Raw genomic sequence first — 20,008 nt, 5'->3', positions numbered from 1 at the left:
CTTCGGTTGGCTGTGGATGGCTGCTATTATAACGGCTTTGGTGATGGTTGGAATGGCGGTGGCGGCAGATTTGTCGCAGCGCGGGTTGGCATAAGTGGAAAGTGAAACATGCAAATAAGGCAAACTCAGCCGTTTTGGCGCATGGGTGCAACGGCCGGATTGTTGGCGCTGGCGATGTTGGGCGGTTGCGCGCAATTATCGGAACGCGCGGCGGTAGATGACATCAAGCGCAATCAAAAAGGTATTCCGTATCAAGATGACGTGAAAACCAGCGGTAATAAGTCGATTTTTGGTTTCCGCAGTTTGCCTGAGCGGGTAGAAGCAGCAGCGGTAACCGAGCAGGTGGATAAGCCGGCGGCTGAGTTGAGCCAATGCTTGCAGGCGCAGTTGCAAAGCCAATTTAAGCTGCCTGAAGATTTTTTTCAGGTAAACAACTACGCCAATAATGCGCAAACGATTGCTTTGGTGAATCCGTTTACCAAAAAACAGGGCTTGCTGATGGATGTGACCGAGCGGGGCGTGGGCAGCAGTGAGGTGAAGCTGTATGCCAATGGCGCTACTTTGTCGAATGCGTGGAAACGTTTGCCGGCGCGTTGCCGTTAAGCGTTTTCAATTAAATAAAAAGGCTGCGTAAACGTTTTAGATTTTGCAAAGCTAAAACGTTCAGGCAGCCTTTGTTTGGTTTCGGGTTTATTTCCCTGCTTTAACGTTTTGCCATTGCCGTGTCATATCGCGCAGGGCTTCGGGTGGCAGCAAAGTCATCACAAAGCTGTTTGACAGCTCTTCATCGGTGGGGAAGATGGTGTGATCTTGGGTGTATTCCGCTGACATCAGATTCCGTGCGGGCAGGCTGGCCGGAGCGTAGCTGACGTAATCGCCATTTTTAGCCGCTACTTGCGGGTCAAGCTGGTTGTTGATGTAGCGGTGGGCATTGAGCACATTGGCCGCATCTACCGGAATCGCCCACGAATCTACCCAGATGCCCACACCTTCTTTGGGCATCATCACGCGGATGCGGTCTTTGCCGCTGCTTTCAATCACGCGGCGCTTGGCAATATTGAGGTCGCCGCCAAAGCCCACGGCCACGCAGGTATCACCACGGGCCAAATCGTCGATAAAGCCGGATGAAGTAAAGCGCTTGATGTTGGGGCGGTTGGCTTTGAGTGCTGCGGTGGCGGCGGCAATGTCTTCCGGCCTTTTGCTATTGGGGCTCAGCCCTAAGTAATTGAGCACCATTGGGTACATTTCAGCCGGGCTGTCCAGATAGCTGATACCGCATTTTTTCAGTTTGGCGGTGTATTTCGGGTTGAACACCAAGTCCCATTGTTTGGCGGGCAATTCGGTGGTACCTAAGGCGGCTTGTACTTTTTCTACATTGATGGCAAAAGTATTGGTGCCCCAAAAAAACGGCACGGCATACTGATTGCCGGGATCGACACTTTGCATTAGGGTGAGCAGTTTGGGATTGATGTGGTGGTAGTTGGGCAGCAGTGATTTGTCGATTTTCTGGTAGGCGCCCACGGCAATTTGGCGACCCACAAAGGCATTGGACGGGCCGGCCAAATCATAGCCGGAGCGGCCTGCCAGCATTCTGCCTTCTAGCGCTTCATCGCTGTCGTAGTAGTTGTAGGTAACCTTAACACCGAATTTTTTTTCGAAATCGGCTACGGTTTCCGGATCGACGTAATCCGACCAATTATAGATATTTAAAGCTTTGGTTTCCGGCAGGGTACTGGCGGCCGTTTCACTGGCGGCCACCGGTGCAGGGGCGTGGGTGGATTCGGTTTTGGCACCGCAAGCGGCTAAACCCAGCAGCACAAGGCTGAACAAAGACAGTTGTTTTGCAGTCACATGAGTTCCTTTTTTGGTATGGTTGTGGAAAGATTCGTGCGGCTGATGTTTTTTCATTATTAAAAGCAGCACAACAAAAGATTGTAAGCAGGCTTTAGGTTTGCCGCTGCGTGGTTTTACCGGCCGAATCGGCTTTGTTTCAGGCAGCTCTTTACCGGATTATAGCGGCAATAAACAGCATATCAGGCGCAAACGCTTACTCAGTATAAGCGATTTGGCCGAGCATGAGTAGGTTTTAGCACAAAGGCATGAACAAGATTTAACTATTTTGAACCAAAGCAGTAAGGTTTGAAAATGTGCAGTAAGCGGCACATGGCTTTGATTGCCGCCGGGCTATAGTGCCGTGTTTTTGCTGCACAACGGCCATGAGCTGCCTGCCAAAGTAGGCGCTTGAACAAAACTGCGGTAAGATAAGCGCTTATTTCCGGTGGTGCTTATTATCAGCATTGTGCCGGTGCCGTTGCCCTGTTTCAGGCAGCCTGATATTTAAGGCTGCCTGAATTCGATTGGCAAGCTGTTGAAAGCGTTGCCGATTTATTTTATCTACCCATTTAAAACGCAAATATCCATGAAAACCGCCGAACTTCGCCAAAAATTCCTTCAATTCTTTGAAAGCAAAGGCCACCAAATCGTGGCGTCTTCTTCATTGGTGCCGCCGCAAGACGACAAAACCTTGCTGTTTACCAATGCGGGCATGAACCAATTTAAAGACGTGTTTCTCGGTTTTGACAAACGCCCCTATAACCGTGCCACCACCAGCCAAAAATGCGTGCGCGCCGGTGGCAAACACAACGATTTGGAAAACGTGGGCTATACCGCCCGCCACCACACTTTTTTTGAAATGCTGGGTAATTTCAGCTTTGGCGATTATTTCAAACGCGATGCCTTGCTGTTTGCGTGGGAGTTTCTCACCTCGCCGCAATGGCTAAACCTGCCCAAAGACAAGCTGTTGGCTACCGTGTATGCCGAAGACGAAGAAGCCTACAATATTTGGCTGAATGAAATCGGCCTGCCTGCCGACAGAATCATCCGCATTGGCGACAATAAAGGCGAGCGCTACGCTTCCGACAACTTCTGGCAAATGGGCGACACCGGCCCTTGCGGCCCTTGCTCAGAAGTGTTTTACGACCACGGCGAGCACATCTGGGGCGGGCCGCCGGGCAGCGCCGAAGAAGACGGCGACCGCTTTATCGAAATCTGGAACTGCGTATTTATGCAGTTTAACCGCGACGAGAGCGGCGGCATGAACCCCTTGCCCAAGCCCAGCGTGGATACCGGCATGGGCTTGGAGCGCATTTCTGCCGTGTTGCAACATGTGCACAGCAACTACGAAATTGACCTGTTTGCCAACCTGCTGCAAGCCGCCGCCCGCGAAACCGGCGTACCTTGTAATCAAGATACGCCGAGCCTAAAAGTGATTGCCGACCACATCCGCGCCTGCGCGTTTTTGATTGCCGACGGCGTGCTGCCCAGCAACGAAGGCCGCGGCTATGTGTTGCGCCGCATCATTCGCCGCGCCGTACGCCACGGCTATAAGCTGGGGCAAGAACAGGCCTTTTTTTATAAGCTGGTGCCCGATTTGGTGAAAGAAATGGGCGCGGCCTATCCGGAATTAAAAGAGCAGCAAACCCGCATTATGGAAACCTTGCGCGGCGAAGAAACCCGCTTTGGCGAAACGCTGGAAAAGGGCATGGTGCTGTTTAACCAGGTTTGGCGCGGGATGCAGTTTTTAAAATTGGAAAGCCTGTTGCCGGTAGACGGCGTTGGCGAGCCGCTGGTGTTGCATACCGCAGACGGCGTGGCCTTTTCCGTGGCTTCGCGCCAACATGCCGACCACAAAGTGGTGGTGGTGCGCAAACAGATTGCCGGTGCCAATAATGAAAGCCTGAATCTGAATTTGGCCGATGTCATTGAAGAAAAAGAGGCCAGCGCCGAAAACCAGCCGTTTGCCGCGGCCTTGGAAGGCTACCTGAAAGAAAACATTGCCAACAGCAAAATGATTATTTCCGGCGAGCATGTGTTCAAACTCTACGACACCTACGGCTTTCCCTACGACCTCACTGCCGATATGGCACGCGAATTGGGCATTGAGCTCGATAGCGAAGGCTTTGAGCGTGAAATGGAAGCCCAGCGCAACCGCGCCCGCGCCGCGCAAAATTTCAAGGCCAACACCCAATTGGCTTATGAAAGCGGCGACACCGAATTTAAAGGCTATACCGAGCGCCAAACCGAAGCCCGGGTGCTGGCACTGTATCGCGACGGCGAGCCGGTAGACACTTTGAGCGCGGGCGACAACGGCGCGGTGGTGATTGATTTCACCCCGTTTTATGCTGAAAGCGGCGGCCAAGTGGGCGATGTGGGCTACATCTTTGCGGACGACAACCGCTTTGAAGTGCGCGACACCCAAAAAATCAAGGCCACCGTAACCGGCCAATTTGGGGTAATGGTTTCAGGCAGCCTGAAAGTAGGCGATGCCGTGAGCGCCAAAATCGACAATGATATCCGTGCCGCCAATATGCGCAACCACAGCGCCACCCACTTAATGCACCGCGCCTTGCGCGAAGTGCTGGGCAGCCATGTTGAGCAAAAAGGCTCATTGGTAACTGCCGAGCTGACCCGTTTTGATATTTCGCACCCGCAAGCGCTTACCGCTGCCGAAATCGCCGCAGTAGAGCAGCGTGTGAATGCCGCCATTCTGGCCAATGTGGCGGTGGATGCGGCGGTGATGAGCATGGCCGAAGCGCAGCAAGCCGGCGCCATGATGCTGTTTGGCGAAAAATATGGCGACGAAGTGCGCGTGTTGAAAATGGGGGATTTTTCCACCGAATTGTGCGGTGGCACCCATGTGGCGCGCACCGGCGACATCGGCCTGTTTAAAATCATCAGCGAGGGCGGCATTGCCGCCGGCATCCGCCGCCTGGAAGCCATCACCGGCTTAAACGCACTGGCGTGGGCGCAAGCGCAAGAGCGCCTGATTAAAGACACCGTGGCCGAATTGAAAGCGCAAACCCCGCAAGATATTCTGAATAAAATTCAGGCAGCCTCGGCGCACACCAAACAATTGGAAAAAGCTTTAGCGCAAGCCAAGGGCGAGCTGGCTGTTCATGCTGCCGCCCGTTTGCTGGACACTGCCCAAGATTTGGGCGGCGCCCGCCTCGTGGTGGCGCAAATCGATGCCGACGCAGGCGCTTTGCGCGATATTGTCACCGACTTAACCGGTAAATCAGATCAAGCCGTGGTGCTGCTGGCGGCGGTGAACGATGGCAAAGTTTCCCTCTGCGCTGGCGTGTCCAAACCGCTCACCGGCAAAGTGAAAGCCGGTGATTTGGTGAAATCGGTGGCCGAACAAGTGGGTGGCAAAGGCGGTGGCCGCCCGGACTTGGCGCAGGCTGGTGGCACCGATGCGGCGCAATTACCGGATGCACTGGAAAGTGTAAGCGCATGGGTGCAGGCCAAGTTAGCATAAGCAAAAGCGGGCAATGCCCGCTTTTTTGTGGCTGTTTGGTTTGAATTGCTTATGCATTGAAGCTACCCATAAGGCGGGTAGCCAATCAATAAATGCAAAAAAGGTGGTTTAAACGGCCTTTTTTGGGCAAGATGGTAGACAGTTTTATTTTTGGTTTCGCCAAGACAATATTTTCAGGTAGCCTGAGAAAGATGTTGGACAAGCAAATCATTTGGTACCACTAATCAAGCACAGGAGACAGGCAATGGCAAAATTATGGACGGGTTTATGGCTGGTATTGGCACTGTTGGTGGCGCCATGGGCGCAGGCCGCCGACAAGCATCCGGCGCAGCTGCAATTGCAGCAAAATGTGGATACCGTATTGAAAGTGGCACGCAATCCGGCTTTGAGTGATGCGCAAAAAATCCGCCAAATTGAAGGCTATGCCGATGGTTATCTGGATTATCAGCGCATCGCCGCCTTGGCCGTAGGGCGGCCATGGCAGCAGTTTAGCCCACAGCAGAAAACCGATTTTATTGCCGCGTTTAAAGAAATGATGGTGGCCATGTATGCCCGCTCGGCACTGGTGGGTGCTGCCGATGCGCAGATAACGCTACTGCCTAAGCTCATCGATAACCAGCAAAACCGGGTAGAGGTGTTTACCGAAGTGCGCAGCCGCAGCGGCAATAAATACGAAGTGGGCTATCAGCTATATCGGGCGGGCGGGGTGTACAAGGTGTATAACATCCGCGTGGATGGCACCAGCCTGGTGACGGTATACCGCAACCAGTTTAACGAGCTGATTCAGCAAAAAGGCATCGATGGCACCATTACCACTTTGCGCCAAAAAGGGTTGAAGAAAGTGGAAGCGGTGAAATAAATTCCGTACTCGCCATTTATCGATGGCCATAATGGCTACTGATTCATAACGGCGATGGATTCACAACGACATGATGTTTCAGGCAGCCTTAATGGCTGCCTGTTTTTATCCATGGTATTCAACTTAATGGTGTTGTGTATTATCGGGCTGCTATAAAGGGTCATGCACCACGGCGGCGGCCAGGTCTTGCGGATTCATGCTGCCGTAGGCCAAGGCCCAGTTGCGATTGGCTTCGGCCCTGTCACAAGCATCGGCAAATTGTTTTTGTTGCGTATTCATTTCTGCCCAGCTCAGATTGCCCAATTGGGCGCAGCTGAGCACTTGCACGGCGGCGGTAGCAGCAGGTGGTGCCGGTTGCCACAGTAAAGCGGCGCTGGCGCTTAAGGCTAATAAAAAGGCCATGCTGTGCTGTATCAGGCGCATGATGGGTTCCTCTTTGAATAGGATAGCTGGTTGTGAATAAGCTTATTTATTAGATAAATCTAATTTAAGTTAGATTTTATTGGATATTACTTAGATATATCTAAGTAATCAAGCGTTATTTGATATTTTATTTAATTTTTTATTACTTTTTTGTGCCAATACCGTTAAAATAAGGCTTGTTTGCCTTGTGGCGAAAATCGGACAAGGTGGAGAAGATAAACAGCAAAGGAGGGCAAATGGATACGTTTAAGCAACGACTGGCTTTTTTGTGGCCGAATGAAAAGCAGGCCAAAATCGCCGCTGATATCGATATGACCTTGGCCGGATTTAGCCGTATTTGGCATGAAGGCGGTTTGCCCAAGGCGGAAACACTTAGAAAAATCAAGCAGCTGAAGGGGTGTAGTATTGATTGGCTGCTCACCGGTGAAGGCGAGCCGTTTGCACATGCAGAAGTGGCAGCCACGTTGCACGACACTTTGGGCAATGCGGTGGATGCGGAAGAATTTGTGTTTGTGCCGCGCTACGATATTGAGGCTGCTGCCGGGCATGGCCGTTTGGCGGGTGATGAGCGGCCGGTGTTTGCGGTGCCGTTTCGGCGCGACTGGCTTTCGATTGCTGCCGGGCGTAATTGGGGCATGTTGGCGGTGATTTCGGTGAAGGGCGACTCAATGGAAGGGGTGCTCAACGATGGTGATACTTTGTTGATTAACTTGGCTGAAACCACGCCGCGCGATGGCCTGTATGTGCTGCGCATCAACGACAATTTGCTGGTAAAACGCGTGCAATTGATGCCGGGCGGGCGGGTAAATGTGATTTCGGCCAATGAGGCTTATCCGAGCTTTGAGGTGGATCTGCAGCAGGCCGAAAACGGTGTGCAGATGATTGGCAAAGTGGTGTGGTTTGGCCGTTATGTGTAGCGGATCAGGCTGGCTGTTTCAGGCAGCCTAATCGGGTATATTTGAATCGGTGCCATGGCCATGATTTTGAAAGCCGGGTAAGCCCAAGCCCCAGCGGTGCACCAGCAGGCGGGTGGCCAGGCCAAGGCCGAACAGCAAATTAAGGGTGAATGCGTTGGCCCAGCCCAGCCGGTCGAGCAGATACAGCCCCGCACCAATCAAGATGGCAATGCTGCCGTAAAAATCTTTGCGCAGAATAATCGGCACATCGTTTACCAGCATATCGCGCACAATGCCGCCGCCCACGGCGGTGACAAAACCCAGCGTAATCACGCCGAAGACATTTAAATCCAGCCCCAGCCCCACTTGGGCACCGGTAATGCTAAACGCCGCCAAGCCAATGGCATCGGCCACAATAAACAAGGTGGCCAATGCCCGCCGCTGGCGGGTGTGCAAGCGCAGCAGCCAGGCGGTAAATAGGGTGATGAAAATCACGATTAAGGCGGTGTTGTGAGTGAATACCTGTGGAATTTGCCCCACCAGCACATCGCGGATCATGCCGCCGCCCACGGCGGTGAGCAGCGCCACAATTACCACGCCCAAAATATCCAAGCGCTTGCGAAAGCCGACCAAATAGCCGGAAATGGCAAAGGCGGCGGTGCCGATGATGTTGATGATGTCGGTGGTGTTCATGGTGTGGCGGTGGTGTGATCGGGTTGGATAAAATGCCATTGGCCGGGCGCCAAGTCAGCGCATTCCCATGTACCAAAGCGCAGGCGGTGCAGGCTTTCTACACGGTTGCCGGCGGCGGCCACCATGCGTTTGACTTGATGGTATTTGCCTTCGGTAATGGTGAGCAGCAGGGTGTGGTGGTCGGCCAGCTCGGCGGCGGCAGCGTGTACGGTTTCGTTGTCGTCGTGCAGCAGCACGCCATTGCACAGTTGTGTGCACAAATCGGCATCGGCGGCGTGTTTTAAGCCCACCTGATATAACTTGGCCACTTTGTGTTTGGGCGAGGTCATGCGGTGGTTGAACTGGCCGTCGTTGGTGATCAGCAACACGCCGGTGGTGTCGGCGTCCAAGCGGCCGATGGCCTGCATGGCGATGTTGCGCATGTGGTCGGGAAACAGGCTGAATACGCTGGGGTAGCTTTTGGGCTTATGCGAGGTTTCGTAATCGACCGGTTTGTGCAGCAGAATATAGAAATAGGGCAGCGGCACCGCCACCACCGGCTCGCCATCGATGTGCAGCGTGGCCACGGCGGTGAGATCAATCTCGGCTTTGACTTGCTTGTGCAGCTGGCCGTTGATGGCCACGCAGTTGTGCTCAATTAGCCATTGGCATTGTTTGCGGCTGCCCAAGCCTTGGGCTTGCAGGTATTTAAGTAGTTGCATGGGGTTCCAAATATTCAGGCAGCCTTTAGGTCTGCCCACATTTCATAGCGTGCCCACAGCAAAGAAACTAAAATAATCCTACAGCGTTGGCTCGCCTTGCCGTACTAGGTGTACTGTCTGCGGCTTGCCGCCTCGTATGATTTATTTATTTTCTTCACTATATATTTTGGCTTAAAAGCCCGCCTTCTGCGTTGAAAATGCGCGCAAGGTGTTCAACCTTGCTGTGCTTTTCGCCTTGACTGCGAACTTTTCTGCTCAAAATCTGGCTCGCGGATGAAATGTAAACAGCCCCAAAAGGCTGCCTGAAAAAATTAAAACATCAATAATGTTGCCAAGTTGGCGGATTTTACCAGAAGAAAATCAGTGTATGCAGCATAAACAGCGGTGCCAAAATCCCAAACGACCACGCCATATAACCGAAGAAACTGGGCATTTTCACGCGGCGCTGCTCGGCAATGGATTTCACCATAAAGTTAGGCGCATTGCCGATATAGCTTAAAGCACCCATAAACACCGAGCCCATCGACACGGCCAGCAAGGTATTTTGCATGCCGGTCATCAGTACATGCGGGTCGCCGCCAGCCATATTGAAAAACACCAGATAGGTGGGCGCGTTGTCCAAGAAGGCCGACAGCATGCCGGTCATCCAGAAGTACATGGCATTGATGGGCTGGCCTTCGGTATCGTGTACCAATTGAATCAATGCTTTGAAGTGGCCGGCTTCACCGGCTTTCAGAATGGCGATTACCGGGCTGATGGTGATAAAAATGCCCAAAAACAATTTGCCCACTTCCAGCATCGGATCCCAGTTGAATTCATTGCCCGCACGCACTTGCTTGGGGGTGAGCTTGAGCGACAGCAGTGCCAGCGCAATTAGCAATACATCACGCACAACGGTTTGTAAATAAACCAGATTGCCCAAAACATAAAAGCGGATTTCAGATTGCCAAATGCCCGACATCAACACACTGGCCACCACGCCGCCCAGCAGGATAAAGTTGAATTTACCGTAGATTTTGAGTTTGGAATCGGGCGTGGGGTCGTACGGCAGGATTTCGTCTTCTTGTTTGTATAAAAAGCTGTCCAACAGATAAAACAGCACGAGCAAAATCACCGCACTAATCAGCACCGGCAACAGCATATGTTGCAAAGTCCAGCCAAAGCTTACGCCTTTCAAGAAACCCAGAAACAGTGGCGGGTCGCCCAAAGGGGTGAGGCCGCCACCGATATTGGCGACCAGAAAAATAAAAAACACCACCACATGCACTTTGTGCTTGCGGTTGTCGTTGGCTTTGAGCAAGGGGCGGATTAACAACATGGCCGCGCCGGTGGTGCCCATAATCGAAGCCAAGGCGGTGCCGATGGCCAGCAAAATGGTGTTGGTTTTGGGGCTGCCGTGCAAATTGCCCCACACCAGAATGCCACCGGAAATGGTGTACAGTGCCAGCAGCAATAAAATAAACGGAATGTATTCTTCAATCAGCGCATGTGCCACGGTGTGGACGCTGGCCTCCAAGCCAAAAGCAATGGTGTAGGGCAGCAAAAACAATACGGTCCAAAAAGCGGTGATTTTGCCGAAATGGTGGTGCCAAATATGGCCCATCAACAAAGGGCATAAGGCAATGGAGAGTAAAATCAAGGCAAAGGGCAAGCCCCACAGCAGGCTTAAGTCGTTGGCATTGGGGTCGGCAGCCAAGGCCAGTGTGGGCAGAAACAAGAACAGCAAGGCCGAAAATACTGCTGGGGTGCGCATTGATTTTCCTTCGTTTTTGATGGGTGCTGGCACATATTGCTGGATGTAACCGGCCAGAGTGGCTTGGTTGATTCAGTATTTGGGTTTGAAATAACCCTGGGTACAGACCTTAAAGCAATGGCTGATTTTAATGGAAAAGAAAAGTAAGCGCCAGTTAAAACCGGTATGATTAGAGTGATTGCACGATTAAAGGCTGCCTGAAAGTTTTGGCTGCGCAGAAGCCTTCGTTTCAGGCAGCCTTATTGTTCGTTGGTGCCGTTGCTTAACATGGTTCAGAAAATCAATCTGCCTTAACGCAGTGCATCAAGCATCCGGCAGCCGCCACAACCAAACGGCAACGCTGAGGCACACCACCGCCACGGCGGCAATCAGCCACGGGTATTGCGGCAGCCGCCACAGCAGCAGCAATACCGATGCCGCCATCATGCCGCTAGACAGCCATTTGGCCTTGCGCGGTATGGCGCGTTTTTGTTCCCAATTGCGCACCATTGGGCCGAAGGTGGTGTGTTGATGCAGCCAGCGGTGAAAACGCGGCGAAGCCTTGGCGGCGCAGGCGGCGGCCAGCAGCACAAACGGGGTGGTGGGCAGAACGGGCAGAAAAATACCGGCAATGCCCAGCGCCAGAGAACATACGCCAATAGCCAGCAGCAACAGCCGCCAAGCGTGGTTCATTCAGGCAGCCTGGGATCGGTGGGGATGGCCAGTGCTTCCCAACCTTGGCGCCCCATTTGGTGCAATAAGGCGATATTGTGCTCGAAAATAACAGCAGGGTCGGCAATGGCGGCGGTGGCCTTGGCAATGCTGTCTTCGCGGATTAAATGCAGCGTGGGGTAGGGGCTGCGGTTGGTGTGGTTGCCCATATCATCGGCGGCGGTGTCGGCAAATTGGAATTGCGGGTGAAACGGAGCGATTTGAATAATGCCGTCCAGATTATTGTCGTGCACGGCGGCTTCGGCCAAGTCCAACATGTCGTTAAACAGTAAAAAATCGGCAAACAGCATGGGCTCAATCAGCAATGTGGTTTCGATTTCGTTGGCATCGCTGGCGGCCAAAAGCTGCAATTCCTGATCCAGTGTTTCCAAAAAGCTATCCAGATGGCGGGCATGGCTGACGGCAAAACGCACCTGGTTTTTGATGTAGGGCGCTTTGGCAAATGGGCACAGATTCAGCCCGATCACGGCTTGTTCCAGCCAGATGCGGGTGGCATTGATGCAGGTTTGGTCGGATGGCACGGGCTGGGACATGATGGGTGTGCTTTAATATTGTCTTAATAAGGCTGCCTGAACGGCAGTTGATAAAAAACCGCCCAAGATAATCATAGGCGGTGATCGGATTTATTCGGCTTGCAAATGATCCAGCGGCAGGGCAGTGGTGTTTTTGATTTCTTTTAACACAAAGCTGGATTTGGCGTCTTGCACGCCCGGATGTGCCAGCAAGATGTCGAGCACAAAGCCGGAAAACGCGTTCATATCGGCAAAAAAAGCGTGCAGCATATAATCGGTTTCGCCGGTGAGGGCAAAGCAGCTGAGCACCTGCGGCCATTGGTGCACCACCTGGGCAAATTCTTCGCGTGAATGATTGCTTTTGTCTACCGACACGCGGATAAAGGCCTGCAAGCCCAAAGCCACATTCGCTGGCTCCAACAGCGCGGCATAGCGGCGGATAATGCCGGCGTCTTCCAATTGTTTGAGGCGGCGCAAACAGGGCGAGGGCGACAAGGCCACACGTTCGGATAATTCTACATTGGTGAGGCGGCCGTTTTCCTGCAATACCTGCAAAATTTTTAAATCGGTTTTATCCAAAAAACTCAATGACATGATAATCCTTGTTTCTTATTTTTTTGTTGGTGTGGCGCCATCGCCGCGCCCAGAGCCGTGATTAGGCTGCTGTTTTGGAGTTTGGCTTGGGCATTGAACTGCTAAAATGGTCGGCTATTTTGACATAAATTTTTGCTTTATTCTAGAGTATGGTTATATTCTGGTTATTTTTTGCTGAATGAATGACCAAAATGGCAACGCAGCTTAGGCGCAGATAAAGGCTTGCCGCCGTGGCAACAGTCGGCGATAATCCGCCTCATTGCAGGAGAGCTTGCGCCGGATTTTGTTTGGCGCAACACCGAAGGCGCAGAAACCCTTAAATCGCTCAGGTATCAAGGACTGCAAAGCGCAGCGGCCATTCATTATTGGACTGGCTGCTGCGGCAATACATCTGGAGAGTGGCGCTGAGTACGCGCCCACCGAAGGGGAGAAGGAAATCATATCCAGCCACAAAATAACCGCAAGCGCAGGTTTGTTTTAAGCGCTTGCGTGGCTTAGTTTTTGGGCTTGGCATATTTTAAGACTGCTTTCAGGCAGCCTTAAATCCGAAAATCTCAGGTTTCAGGACAGATAGGGTCGGGTGTTTGGGTTTTGAGGCCGTGTATTCAGCACGGCCCGAACCCAGACACCGGCTCTATTATTCACAGGAGAAACTGAGCATGACCGAACCCAAACACACCCCATTCTATCCGGCCCATGTGGCCGCCGGCGGCAAAATGGTTGACTTTGCCGGCTGGAATCTGCCGATTCATTACGGCTCCCAAATTAAAGAACACGAAGCGGTGCGCACCGATGCCGGTATGTTCGATGTATCGCACATGCTGGTGAGCGATGTGGTGGGCGACAACGCCCGCGCTTGGCTGCAAAAGCTGCTGGCCAACGATGTGGCCAAGCTGGGCTTTGTGGGCAAAGCGCTGTATTCGCCCATGCTCAACGAAGCGGGCGGCGTGATGGACGACTTGATTGTTTACCGCATGAACGAAGCCGAAACCGCCTACCGCATTGTGTCCAATGCCGCCACCCGCGATAAAGACTTGGCGCAGTTTAATAAAATCGGTGCCGAATTCGGCGTAAGCATCACCCCGCGCTACGACTTGGCCATGCTGGCGGTGCAAGGCCCGCAGGCGATTGCCAAATTAAAGCAAGTGAAAACCGATTGGGCAGACACACTTGACGAGCTTAAAGTGTTTCAAGGCTCCGATCGCGGCGGCGACTGGTTTGTGGCGCGCACCGGCTACACCGGCGAAGACGGCGTAGAAGTGATTTTGCCCGGTGACCAAGCCGAAGCGTTTTTCCGGCAATTGCAGGCCGCGGGCGTGTTGCCCACCGGTTTGGGTGCGCGCGACACCTTGCGCATGGAAGCGGGCATGAATTTGTACGGCCACGATATGGACGACGACATTTCCCCGCTGGAAGCCGGCATGGCGTGGACGGTAGACTTTAAAGACGAAGGCCGCGACTTTATCGGCCGTGCCGCACTGGTGCAGCAAAAAGCCGACGGTGTGGCGGTAAAACAAGTGGGCTTGCTGCTGGAAAGCCGCGGCGTGTTGCGCGAAGGCATGGAAGTGGTGATTCCGGGCGTGGGCACCGGCGTGATTACCAGCGGCACCTTTTCGCCCAGCCTCAAGCAATCCATCGCCATCGCCCGCGTGCCCAAAGCCACCGAAGCCGTGGCGCAAGTGGACATTCGCGGCACCCTCACCGATGTGCGCGTGCTGAAGCTGCCTTTTGTGCGCAACGGCCAAAAACAATTTGATTAAGTGAGCATTAGGCTGCCTGAAATGGTTTTCAGGCAGCTTATTTCTGTTTGTTGTTTCTGTTTAGTAAATCCCATTCATACCCTTACCCCAACAATGGAGAACACCATGAGCAATATCCCCGCCGAGCTGAAATACGTATCCAGCCACGAATGGCTGCGCACCGAAGCCGATGGCACCATCACCGTGGGCATTACCGAACACGCCCAAGAGCTGCTGGGCGACATCGTCTTTGTAGAGCTGCCCGAAGTGGGCACCACCCTGTCTGCCGATGAGCAAGCAGGTGTGGTGGAGTCGGTGAAAGCCGCTTCCGATGTTTATGCACCGATTGAAGGCGAAATCGTGGCCGTTAACCAAGCTTTGGTAGACGCACCGGAAACCGCCAACAGCGACCCCTACGGCGACGGCTGGTTTTTCCGCATCAAACCGGCCAATGCCGCCGATTTGGACGGCTTGCTGAGCGCCGAACAATACGCCGCTGAAATCGGCTAACGCCACTGCTGCGCCCGTTTTGCTGCGTACAAAACGGGCGCAATTTTTTCAGGCAGCCTGAAGCCAATACTGAAAGCCAGTATATGAAAACCCTCGGTTTAATCGGCGGCATGAGTGCCGAGAGCACGGTGCTGTACTACCAAATCATCAACCGCGAAATCAACCGCCGCTTAGGCGGCAACCACAGCGCGCGGCTGGTGATGCACAGCGTGGATTTTGAAGAAATCGTGTGTCTGCAACGCGCGGGCAATTGGGCTGGTGCCGCCGCGCATCTGGCCGCTTGCGCACGCCAATTGCAGCAAATCGGTGCCGAAGCGTTGGTGTTGTGCACCAACACCATGCACAAAGTGGCGCCGGCGCTAAGTGAAGCGGCCGGTATTCCTTTATTGCACGTGGTGGACGCCACCGCAGCGGCCATTCGCGCGCAAGGTTTGCAGCAAGTGGCGTTGCTGGGCACCCGTTTTACCATGAGCGACGGCTTTTACGCCGAACGCATGGCCGAGCACGGCATCACCGTGTTGGTGCCCGAAGCGGCGGTGCAAGACAAACTACACCAAATTATTTTTGAGCAACTGTGTGTTGGCCGCATCGAGCCTGAAGCCAAGGCGGTTTACCAGCAAGCCATTGCCGATTTGGCCGCGCAGGGCGCGCAAGGGGTGATTTTGGGTTGCACCGAAATTTGCCTGCTGATTCAGCCTGCGGATACTGCATTGCCGGTGTTCGACAGCACCGAGCTGCATGCACTGGCGGCGGTGGATTTCGCCCTAGCCGGGGTGTGAGGACACAGGGCGATGAGCTATTGCGATTTTGCCAATGCGCTGCCGGCTAACACCGACAACCCCAATAAGCATTACCACGACCACCAGTACGGCTTTCCGATTGCCGATGATAATGCCCTGTTTGGGCGGCTGCTGTTGGAAATCAACCAGGCCGGTTTAAGCTGGACCTTGATGCTTAAAAAACAAGCTTATTTTCAGGCAGCCTATGCCGGTTTTGATATCGCCGAAGTGGCCGCCTTTGATGAGGCCGACCGCGCTCGCCTGCTGGCCGATGCCGGTATTGTGCGCAACCGCTTAAAAGTAAACGCCGCCATCCACAATGCGCAGCAGATTTTGCACTTGCAACAACAATACGGCAGCTTTAAAGCCTGGCTTGATGCCCACCACCCGCGCGCGTTGCCGGAATGGGTGAAGCTGTTTAAAAAACAATTCAAATTTGTGGGCGGCGAGATTGTGAATGAATTTTTGATGAGCACAGGCTACCTGCCCGGTGCGCACAGCCCCGATTGCCCGGTGTATGCACAGGTGGCGGCTGCTAATCCGCCGTGGCGGCAAGGTTAATTTGATGAGTGCTGCCCCAGAACACGCCGCCGTATTCGAACCACACCTGCCCTTAAGCCTGTTGCTCACCGCCGCCATCACCGGCGCCTTGGCGTTTTTGCAGGTGTATTCGATTCAGTCGGTGTTGCCGGTATTGATGCGGGATTTGGGCATCGATGCGGTAACGGCCGGCACCACCGTGGGTGCCACGGTGCTGGCGGTAGCGTTGATGTCGCCGTTTATGGGCATGTTGTCGGATGCACTGGGGCGGCGCGGGCTGATTATTGCCTCAGTGTTTTTTTTGGCCTTGCCCACCGCCGCGATGTTTTGGACGCATGATATCGGCCAGCTGTGGTGGCTGCGTTTTTTGCAAGGCTTGGCAGTGCCGGGGATTACGGTGGTGCTGATTGCCTATATCGGCGAAGAATTTAGCGGTGCCAACCGCGTGCGGCTGATGTCGTTTTATGTGTCCGGCACGGTGTTGGGCGGCTTTTTGGGTCGCTTTTTGATGGGCTATCTGGATGAATGGATAGGCTGGCGCGCGGGGTTTTTGGTGATGGCGGCGTTAAGCGTGGGCGGTGGCGTGTTGGTGTGGCGCCATTTGCCGCCATCGCGCCGCTTTGTGGCGCGGCCGCAAATGTCTAATGCTGCAAAAACGCTGTGGCGGCATCTACACAACCGCCATGTGCTGTCGGCCTGCGCCTTGGGCTTTTGCGTGCTGTTTTCGCTGCTGGGTTGTTTTACCTATATCAACCTGCATTTGGCCGCCAGCCCTTATTATTTGAACAGCGCCCAGCTGGCAGATATTTTTGCCGTGTATTTAATCGGCATGGTGATTACGCCCTTGGCCGGGCGGCTGATTATGCGCTTTGGCGCCAACCGCACTGTATTGTTGGCGGTGGCCTTATCGGTGTTTGGCGTGTTGCTAAGCCTGAGCACGCCGCTGTGGCTGATTGTACTGGCGCTGGCAATGATGTCTACCGGTGTGTTTATTACCCAGTCGGCCACCATCAACTACATTGCCCAGCATGTGGAAGAAGGGCGCTCGCTGGCTTCGGGGCTGTATTACATGGCCTATTACGCCGGTGGCTTTGCCGGAACTTGGCTGTGCGGCATTGCCTATGCGCATGCGGGCTGGCCCAATACGGTGAGTACCTTGATAGCAGCGCAGGTGCTGGCGATGGTGATTGCCGGGGTGCTGATGGTGAAAAAACGCCAGCTTAAATTTTCAGGCAGCCTTTGATGGCACTGTATGTAAATGATTTTTAAAATAATGGGAATAAAAAGTATGAGTGCAAACACACAGCCATCGATTATCTTGATGGGCGTACAAGGATCGGGAAAATCGGAAGTAGGCGCGGCTTTGGCGGCCTTGTTGCACATCGATTTTATCGACGGCGACGATTTGCATCCGGCGGCCAATAAGGAAAAAATGCGCTCCGGCCATGCGCTGAACGACGAAGACCGCCTGCCGTGGCTGAAAACCATCGGCCAGCGCACCCGCGAAGCCGCAGCCGCAGGCAAGCCGGTGATTATCGCCTGCAGCGCCTTAAAGCGCTGGTATCGCGAAGTCATCCGTCATGAGGCCGCCGATGTGGTGTTTGTGCATTTGCATGGCGACTATGCGCTGATTGAAGCGCGCCTGCAAAAACGCAGTCACGAATACATGCCCACCACCTTGCTGGGCAGCCAATTCGACACTTTAGAGCCGCTGGCGGCATGGGAAGCCGGGGTGGTGGTGGACATCAATCCGCCGATTACCGCCGTAGCGGCGGCGGCGGGTGAGTGGTATCAAAACCAGCTTTGATTTCAATACATAAAGACAAAACGATTTTCACAACAGGCTGCCTGAAAAACAAATAAGCAGCCATTAACCAAGCTAGGGAAATAACATGAAAGATTTGGTGTTGATGTGGCAGCTCAGTGCATCACAATTGCTGTTGCTGGCGGCGGTGGCGGTGGGTTTTTTGCTGCTGCTGATTATGAAGTTCCGCGTGCATGCATTTATTGCACTGATGGTGGTGAGCATCCTCACCGCGCTGGCGGCCGGTATTCCGCCGCACCGCATGAGCGAAGCGCTGTCGAGCGGGTTTAACAGCACCATCGGCTCGGTGGCTTTATTGGTGAGCTTGGGTGCCATGCTCGGGCGTATGCTGGAAATTTCCGGCGGCGCACAAGTGCTTACCGATGCGCTAATCAAGCGTTTTGGCGAGCAACGCGCGCCACTGGCCTTGGGTGTGGCTTCTTTGCTGGTAGGCTTCCCGATTTTTTTTGACGCCGGTGTGGTGGTGATGCTGCCGATTATTTTCGCCACCGCCCGCCGTGCCGGTGGCTCGCTGTTGCGCTATGCTATGCCTTCGGTGATTGCCTTCTCGGCCATGCACGTGTTTGTGCCGCCGCATCCGGGCGCGGTGGCCGCTTCCGGCTTGCTGGGCGCCAATGTGGGCTTGGTGATGGTGTTGGGTTTGTTGGTGGCTTTGCCGGTGTGGTATTTGGTGGGCATGGTGTTTGGCCAATATGTGGCCAAAAAATACCAGATTGCGGTGCCGGAATTTTTGCATAAAGGCAGCGAAGAATTAAAAGAATTTGCTTCCAATCCGCGCTTGGGTGTGGTGGTGCTGCTGCTGTTGCTGCCGTTTTTGCTGATTGCCTTTAATACCGGCCTGAATATGTATGCCGCCACCACCGCCGATAGCAAAGCCTTTTTGGCGCAGCCTTTGGTGGGCGTGTTGCGCTTTGTGGGTGAAACGCCGATTGCCTTGTTGCTGTCGGTATTGGCAGGTATGTTGCTGCTGGGCTGGCACAGCGGCAAACCGGCCAAATTGGTGGAAAAAGTGCTCGATTCGGCGCTGGCACCGATTTTCTCGGTGATTCTGATTACCGGTGCGGGCGGTATGTTTGGCGGTGTATTGCGTGCCACCGGCATCGGCAATGCGGTGGCCGATTCCTTCCAACACATGGGCTTGCCGATTATTGTGGCCGGTTTTCTGATTAGCTGCTTGGTGCGCGTGGCGCAAGGCTCGGCCACGGTGGCGCTGATTACCACCGCCGCGCTGGTGCAACCGGCGGTAATGGGCAATTTGGATTACAACAGCGTGCAGGTAGCCGCGATTGTATTGGCGCTGGCGGCAGGCTCGGTATTTGCCTCGCATGTAAACGACTCCGGCTTTTGGCTGGTGAGCCGCTTCTTTAATCTGGACATGAAAACCACCCTCAAAACCTGGACCGTGGCGCAAGCGCTGATGGCGGTGATTGGTTTTATCGGTGCCTATGCGATTTATTTATTGGCTTCGTAACCGCTTATGAAACACAGCATTAACCGCCGCCATTTTTTACGCCTAAGCTTGGCCGTGGCCGCCACTGGAGCGCTCACGGCTTGCGGCGGCGGGCGCAAAAGCCACAGCAACATCGCCCGCGGTAGCACCGTATTGGCCTTGGGCGATTCGCTTACCGCCGGTTACGGTGCCGGTGCCGATGCCGCTTATCCGGCGGTGCTCTCGCACAGCAGCGGCTGGCAAGTGGTGAATGGCGGCGTATCGGGCGATACCTCGGCGCAAGCCTTGGCACGCCTGCCCGCGCTGATGCAGCAAAATCCCAAACTGGTGTTGGTGAGCATCGGCGGCAATGATTTTTTACGCAGGCTGCCTGAAAGCGAAACCCGCGCCAATATCCGCCGCATTGTGGCCACCGTACAAGCCGCCGGGGTGCCGGTGGTGTTGGTGGCGGTGCCGTATTTCACCACCGGCGCGCTGTTTGGCCGCCTAAGCGACCACCCGCTGTATGCCGAATTGGCACAAGAATTAAACATTCCCTTGCTGGCTGGTGTGTGGGCGGAAATTTTGGGCGACCCAAAATTGAAATCCGACCAAATCCACGCCAATGCCCAAGGCTATCGTGTGTTTGCAGAGAAAATGTGGGCGTTTTTGCGCCAGCAAGGGTTTGCGGCCTAAAACGCGGTTGATGTTATTGCCGTTGAGGCAA

Annotated in this window: 20 protein-coding genes and 2 riboswitches; of the genes, 12 read left to right on the top strand and 8 right to left on the bottom strand. The window is 54.0% G+C overall.

Going from position 1 to position 20,008, the window contains the following annotated elements; translation table 11 throughout:
• Positions 1-108: 108 nt before the first annotated feature.
• Positions 109-603: a hypothetical protein gene (locus tag JQU52_RS12855; protein ID WP_230338865.1), complete on the top strand. Its 495-nt coding sequence runs from the start codon at positions 109-111 to the stop codon at positions 601-603.
• A gap of 87 nt (positions 604-690) precedes the next feature.
• On the opposite strand, the gene JQU52_RS12850 is transcribed toward JQU52_RS12855, so the two are convergent.
• Positions 691-1,908: a polyamine ABC transporter substrate-binding protein gene (locus JQU52_RS12850; RefSeq protein WP_379061662.1), complete on the bottom strand. Its 1,218-nt coding sequence runs from the start codon at positions 1,906-1,908 to the stop codon at positions 691-693.
• Positions 1,909-2,419: 511 nt separating this feature from the next.
• On the opposite strand from JQU52_RS12850, the gene alaS reads away from it, so the two are divergent.
• Both alaS and JQU52_RS12840 read left to right on the top strand, forming a co-directional pair.
• Positions 2,420-5,317: an alanine--tRNA ligase gene (gene alaS / locus JQU52_RS12845; protein ID WP_230338863.1), complete on the top strand. Its 2,898-nt coding sequence runs from the start codon at positions 2,420-2,422 to the stop codon at positions 5,315-5,317.
• A 244-nt stretch (positions 5,318-5,561) separates the two neighbouring features.
• Positions 5,562-6,176, top strand: a complete 615-nt coding sequence (locus JQU52_RS12840; protein ID WP_230338862.1) for an MlaC/ttg2D family ABC transporter substrate-binding protein — start codon at positions 5,562-5,564, stop codon at positions 6,174-6,176.
• Positions 6,177-6,326: 150 nt separating this feature from the next.
• Here the strand turns inward: JQU52_RS12840 and JQU52_RS12835 are convergent, their stop codons facing one another.
• Complete coding sequence (locus JQU52_RS12835; RefSeq protein ID WP_230338861.1) at positions 6,327-6,599, bottom strand: hypothetical protein; 273 nt, start codon at positions 6,597-6,599, stop codon at positions 6,327-6,329.
• 236 nt (positions 6,600-6,835) lie between these two features.
• Here JQU52_RS12835 and JQU52_RS12830 point away from each other — a divergent pair, with 236 nt between their 5' ends.
• On the top strand, positions 6,836-7,516 hold the full coding sequence (locus tag JQU52_RS12830) for a S24 family peptidase (RefSeq protein ID WP_230338860.1): 681 nt from the start codon (positions 6,836-6,838) through the stop codon (positions 7,514-7,516).
• Positions 7,517-7,543: 27 nt separating this feature from the next.
• Here the strand turns inward: JQU52_RS12830 and JQU52_RS12825 are convergent, their stop codons facing one another.
• The 6 genes from JQU52_RS12825 to JQU52_RS12800 all read right to left on the bottom strand — a co-directional run bounded on the left by JQU52_RS12825 (position 7,544) and on the right by JQU52_RS12800 (position 12,459).
• Positions 7,544-8,188, bottom strand: coding sequence for a trimeric intracellular cation channel family protein (locus JQU52_RS12825; protein ID WP_230338859.1), 645 nt, complete (start codon positions 8,186-8,188; stop codon positions 7,544-7,546).
• Positions 8,185-8,889, bottom strand: a complete 705-nt coding sequence (locus JQU52_RS12820) for a pseudouridine synthase (RefSeq protein WP_230338858.1) — start codon at positions 8,887-8,889, stop codon at positions 8,185-8,187. Before JQU52_RS12820 ends, JQU52_RS12825 begins: the two co-directional genes overlap by 4 nt.
• Positions 8,890-9,235: 346 nt before the next feature.
• Complete coding sequence (locus tag JQU52_RS12815; RefSeq protein WP_230338857.1) at positions 9,236-10,642, bottom strand: sodium:proton antiporter; 1,407 nt, start codon at positions 10,640-10,642, stop codon at positions 9,236-9,238.
• Positions 10,643-10,945: 303 nt separating this feature from the next.
• Positions 10,946-11,314 (bottom strand): YbaN family protein, encoded by a 369-nt coding sequence (locus JQU52_RS12810; RefSeq protein ID WP_230338856.1) that lies wholly within the window; start codon positions 11,312-11,314, stop codon positions 10,946-10,948.
• Complete coding sequence (locus tag JQU52_RS12805) at positions 11,311-11,886, bottom strand: DUF1415 domain-containing protein (RefSeq protein WP_230338855.1); 576 nt, start codon at positions 11,884-11,886, stop codon at positions 11,311-11,313. Before JQU52_RS12805 ends, JQU52_RS12810 begins: the two co-directional genes overlap by 4 nt.
• Before the next feature lie 90 nt (positions 11,887-11,976).
• On the bottom strand, positions 11,977-12,459 hold the full coding sequence (locus JQU52_RS12800) for an Lrp/AsnC family transcriptional regulator (RefSeq protein ID WP_230338854.1): 483 nt from the start codon (positions 12,457-12,459) through the stop codon (positions 11,977-11,979).
• Positions 12,460-12,711: 252 nt separating this feature from the next.
• A riboswitch (glycine riboswitch) is annotated at positions 12,712-12,811 on the top strand.
• A gap of 29 nt (positions 12,812-12,840) precedes the next feature.
• Positions 12,841-13,039: riboswitch (glycine riboswitch) on the top strand.
• A gap of 79 nt (positions 13,040-13,118) precedes the next feature.
• Here JQU52_RS12800 and gcvT point away from each other — a divergent pair.
• The 8 genes from gcvT (at position 13,119) to JQU52_RS12760 (ending at position 19,977) form a co-directional block, all read left to right on the top strand.
• Positions 13,119-14,219 carry a glycine cleavage system aminomethyltransferase GcvT gene (gene gcvT, locus JQU52_RS12795; protein WP_230338853.1) on the top strand — a complete coding sequence of 367 codons (1,101 nt, stop codon included), beginning with the start codon at positions 13,119-13,121 and terminating at the stop codon, positions 14,217-14,219.
• A 93-nt stretch (positions 14,220-14,312) separates the two neighbouring features.
• On the top strand, positions 14,313-14,708 hold the full coding sequence (gene gcvH / locus JQU52_RS12790) for a glycine cleavage system protein GcvH (RefSeq protein WP_230338852.1): 396 nt from the start codon (positions 14,313-14,315) through the stop codon (positions 14,706-14,708).
• Between the two features lie 83 nt (positions 14,709-14,791).
• Positions 14,792-15,487 carry an aspartate/glutamate racemase family protein gene (locus tag JQU52_RS12785; protein WP_230338851.1) on the top strand — a complete coding sequence of 232 codons (696 nt, stop codon included), beginning with the start codon at positions 14,792-14,794 and terminating at the stop codon, positions 15,485-15,487.
• Between the two features lie 12 nt (positions 15,488-15,499).
• Positions 15,500-16,048, top strand: coding sequence for a DNA-3-methyladenine glycosylase I (locus JQU52_RS12780; protein WP_230338850.1), 549 nt, complete (start codon positions 15,500-15,502; stop codon positions 16,046-16,048).
• Between the two features lie 4 nt (positions 16,049-16,052).
• Positions 16,053-17,270 carry an MFS transporter gene (locus tag JQU52_RS12775; protein WP_230338849.1) on the top strand — a complete coding sequence of 406 codons (1,218 nt, stop codon included), beginning with the start codon at positions 16,053-16,055 and terminating at the stop codon, positions 17,268-17,270.
• 45 nt (positions 17,271-17,315) lie between these two features.
• Positions 17,316-17,834 (top strand): gluconokinase, encoded by a 519-nt coding sequence (locus JQU52_RS12770; protein ID WP_230338848.1) that lies wholly within the window; start codon positions 17,316-17,318, stop codon positions 17,832-17,834.
• 85 nt (positions 17,835-17,919) lie between these two features.
• On the top strand, positions 17,920-19,323 hold the full coding sequence (locus tag JQU52_RS12765) for a GntP family permease (protein ID WP_230338847.1): 1,404 nt from the start codon (positions 17,920-17,922) through the stop codon (positions 19,321-19,323).
• 6 nt (positions 19,324-19,329) lie between these two features.
• Complete coding sequence (locus tag JQU52_RS12760) at positions 19,330-19,977, top strand: GDSL-type esterase/lipase family protein (RefSeq protein ID WP_230338846.1); 648 nt, start codon at positions 19,330-19,332, stop codon at positions 19,975-19,977.
• Positions 19,978-20,008: the final 31 nt, after the last annotated feature.

This window comes from Paralysiella testudinis (assembly GCF_016894345.1).
GTDB lineage: Bacteria > Pseudomonadota > Gammaproteobacteria > Burkholderiales > Neisseriaceae > Paralysiella > Paralysiella testudinis.
This window is presented reverse-complemented; position numbering and strand designations above follow the sequence as displayed.

Bases quoted from the DNA above. Each gene is read 5' to 3' on its own strand.
- JQU52_RS12855 (WP_230338865.1), top strand. From the start codon at position 109: ATGCAAATAAGGCAAACTCAGCCGTTTTGGCGCATGGGTGCAACGGCC.
- JQU52_RS12850 (WP_379061662.1), bottom strand. From the start codon at position 1,908: ATGAAAAAACATCAGCCGCACGAATCTTTCCACAACCATACCAAAAAA.
- alaS (WP_230338863.1), top strand. From the start codon at position 2,420: ATGAAAACCGCCGAACTTCGCCAAAAATTCCTTCAATTCTTTGAAAGC.
- JQU52_RS12840 (WP_230338862.1), top strand. From the start codon at position 5,562: ATGGCAAAATTATGGACGGGTTTATGGCTGGTATTGGCACTGTTGGTG.
- JQU52_RS12835 (WP_230338861.1), bottom strand. From the start codon at position 6,599: ATGCGCCTGATACAGCACAGCATGGCCTTTTTATTAGCCTTAAGCGCC.
- JQU52_RS12830 (WP_230338860.1), top strand. From the start codon at position 6,836: ATGGATACGTTTAAGCAACGACTGGCTTTTTTGTGGCCGAATGAAAAG.
- JQU52_RS12825 (WP_230338859.1), bottom strand. From the start codon at position 8,188: ATGAACACCACCGACATCATCAACATCATCGGCACCGCCGCCTTTGCC.
- JQU52_RS12820 (WP_230338858.1), bottom strand. From the start codon at position 8,889: ATGCAACTACTTAAATACCTGCAAGCCCAAGGCTTGGGCAGCCGCAAA.
- JQU52_RS12815 (WP_230338857.1), bottom strand. From the start codon at position 10,642: ATGCGCACCCCAGCAGTATTTTCGGCCTTGCTGTTCTTGTTTCTGCCC.
- JQU52_RS12810 (WP_230338856.1), bottom strand. From the start codon at position 11,314: ATGAACCACGCTTGGCGGCTGTTGCTGCTGGCTATTGGCGTATGTTCT.
- JQU52_RS12805 (WP_230338855.1), bottom strand. From the start codon at position 11,886: ATGTCCCAGCCCGTGCCATCCGACCAAACCTGCATCAATGCCACCCGC.
- JQU52_RS12800 (WP_230338854.1), bottom strand. From the start codon at position 12,459: ATGTCATTGAGTTTTTTGGATAAAACCGATTTAAAAATTTTGCAGGTA.
- gcvT (WP_230338853.1), top strand. From the start codon at position 13,119: ATGACCGAACCCAAACACACCCCATTCTATCCGGCCCATGTGGCCGCC.
- gcvH (WP_230338852.1), top strand. From the start codon at position 14,313: ATGGAGAACACCATGAGCAATATCCCCGCCGAGCTGAAATACGTATCC.
- JQU52_RS12785 (WP_230338851.1), top strand. From the start codon at position 14,792: ATGAAAACCCTCGGTTTAATCGGCGGCATGAGTGCCGAGAGCACGGTG.
- JQU52_RS12780 (WP_230338850.1), top strand. From the start codon at position 15,500: ATGAGCTATTGCGATTTTGCCAATGCGCTGCCGGCTAACACCGACAAC.
- JQU52_RS12775 (WP_230338849.1), top strand. From the start codon at position 16,053: ATGAGTGCTGCCCCAGAACACGCCGCCGTATTCGAACCACACCTGCCC.
- JQU52_RS12770 (WP_230338848.1), top strand. From the start codon at position 17,316: ATGAGTGCAAACACACAGCCATCGATTATCTTGATGGGCGTACAAGGA.
- JQU52_RS12765 (WP_230338847.1), top strand. From the start codon at position 17,920: ATGAAAGATTTGGTGTTGATGTGGCAGCTCAGTGCATCACAATTGCTG.
- JQU52_RS12760 (WP_230338846.1), top strand. From the start codon at position 19,330: ATGAAACACAGCATTAACCGCCGCCATTTTTTACGCCTAAGCTTGGCC.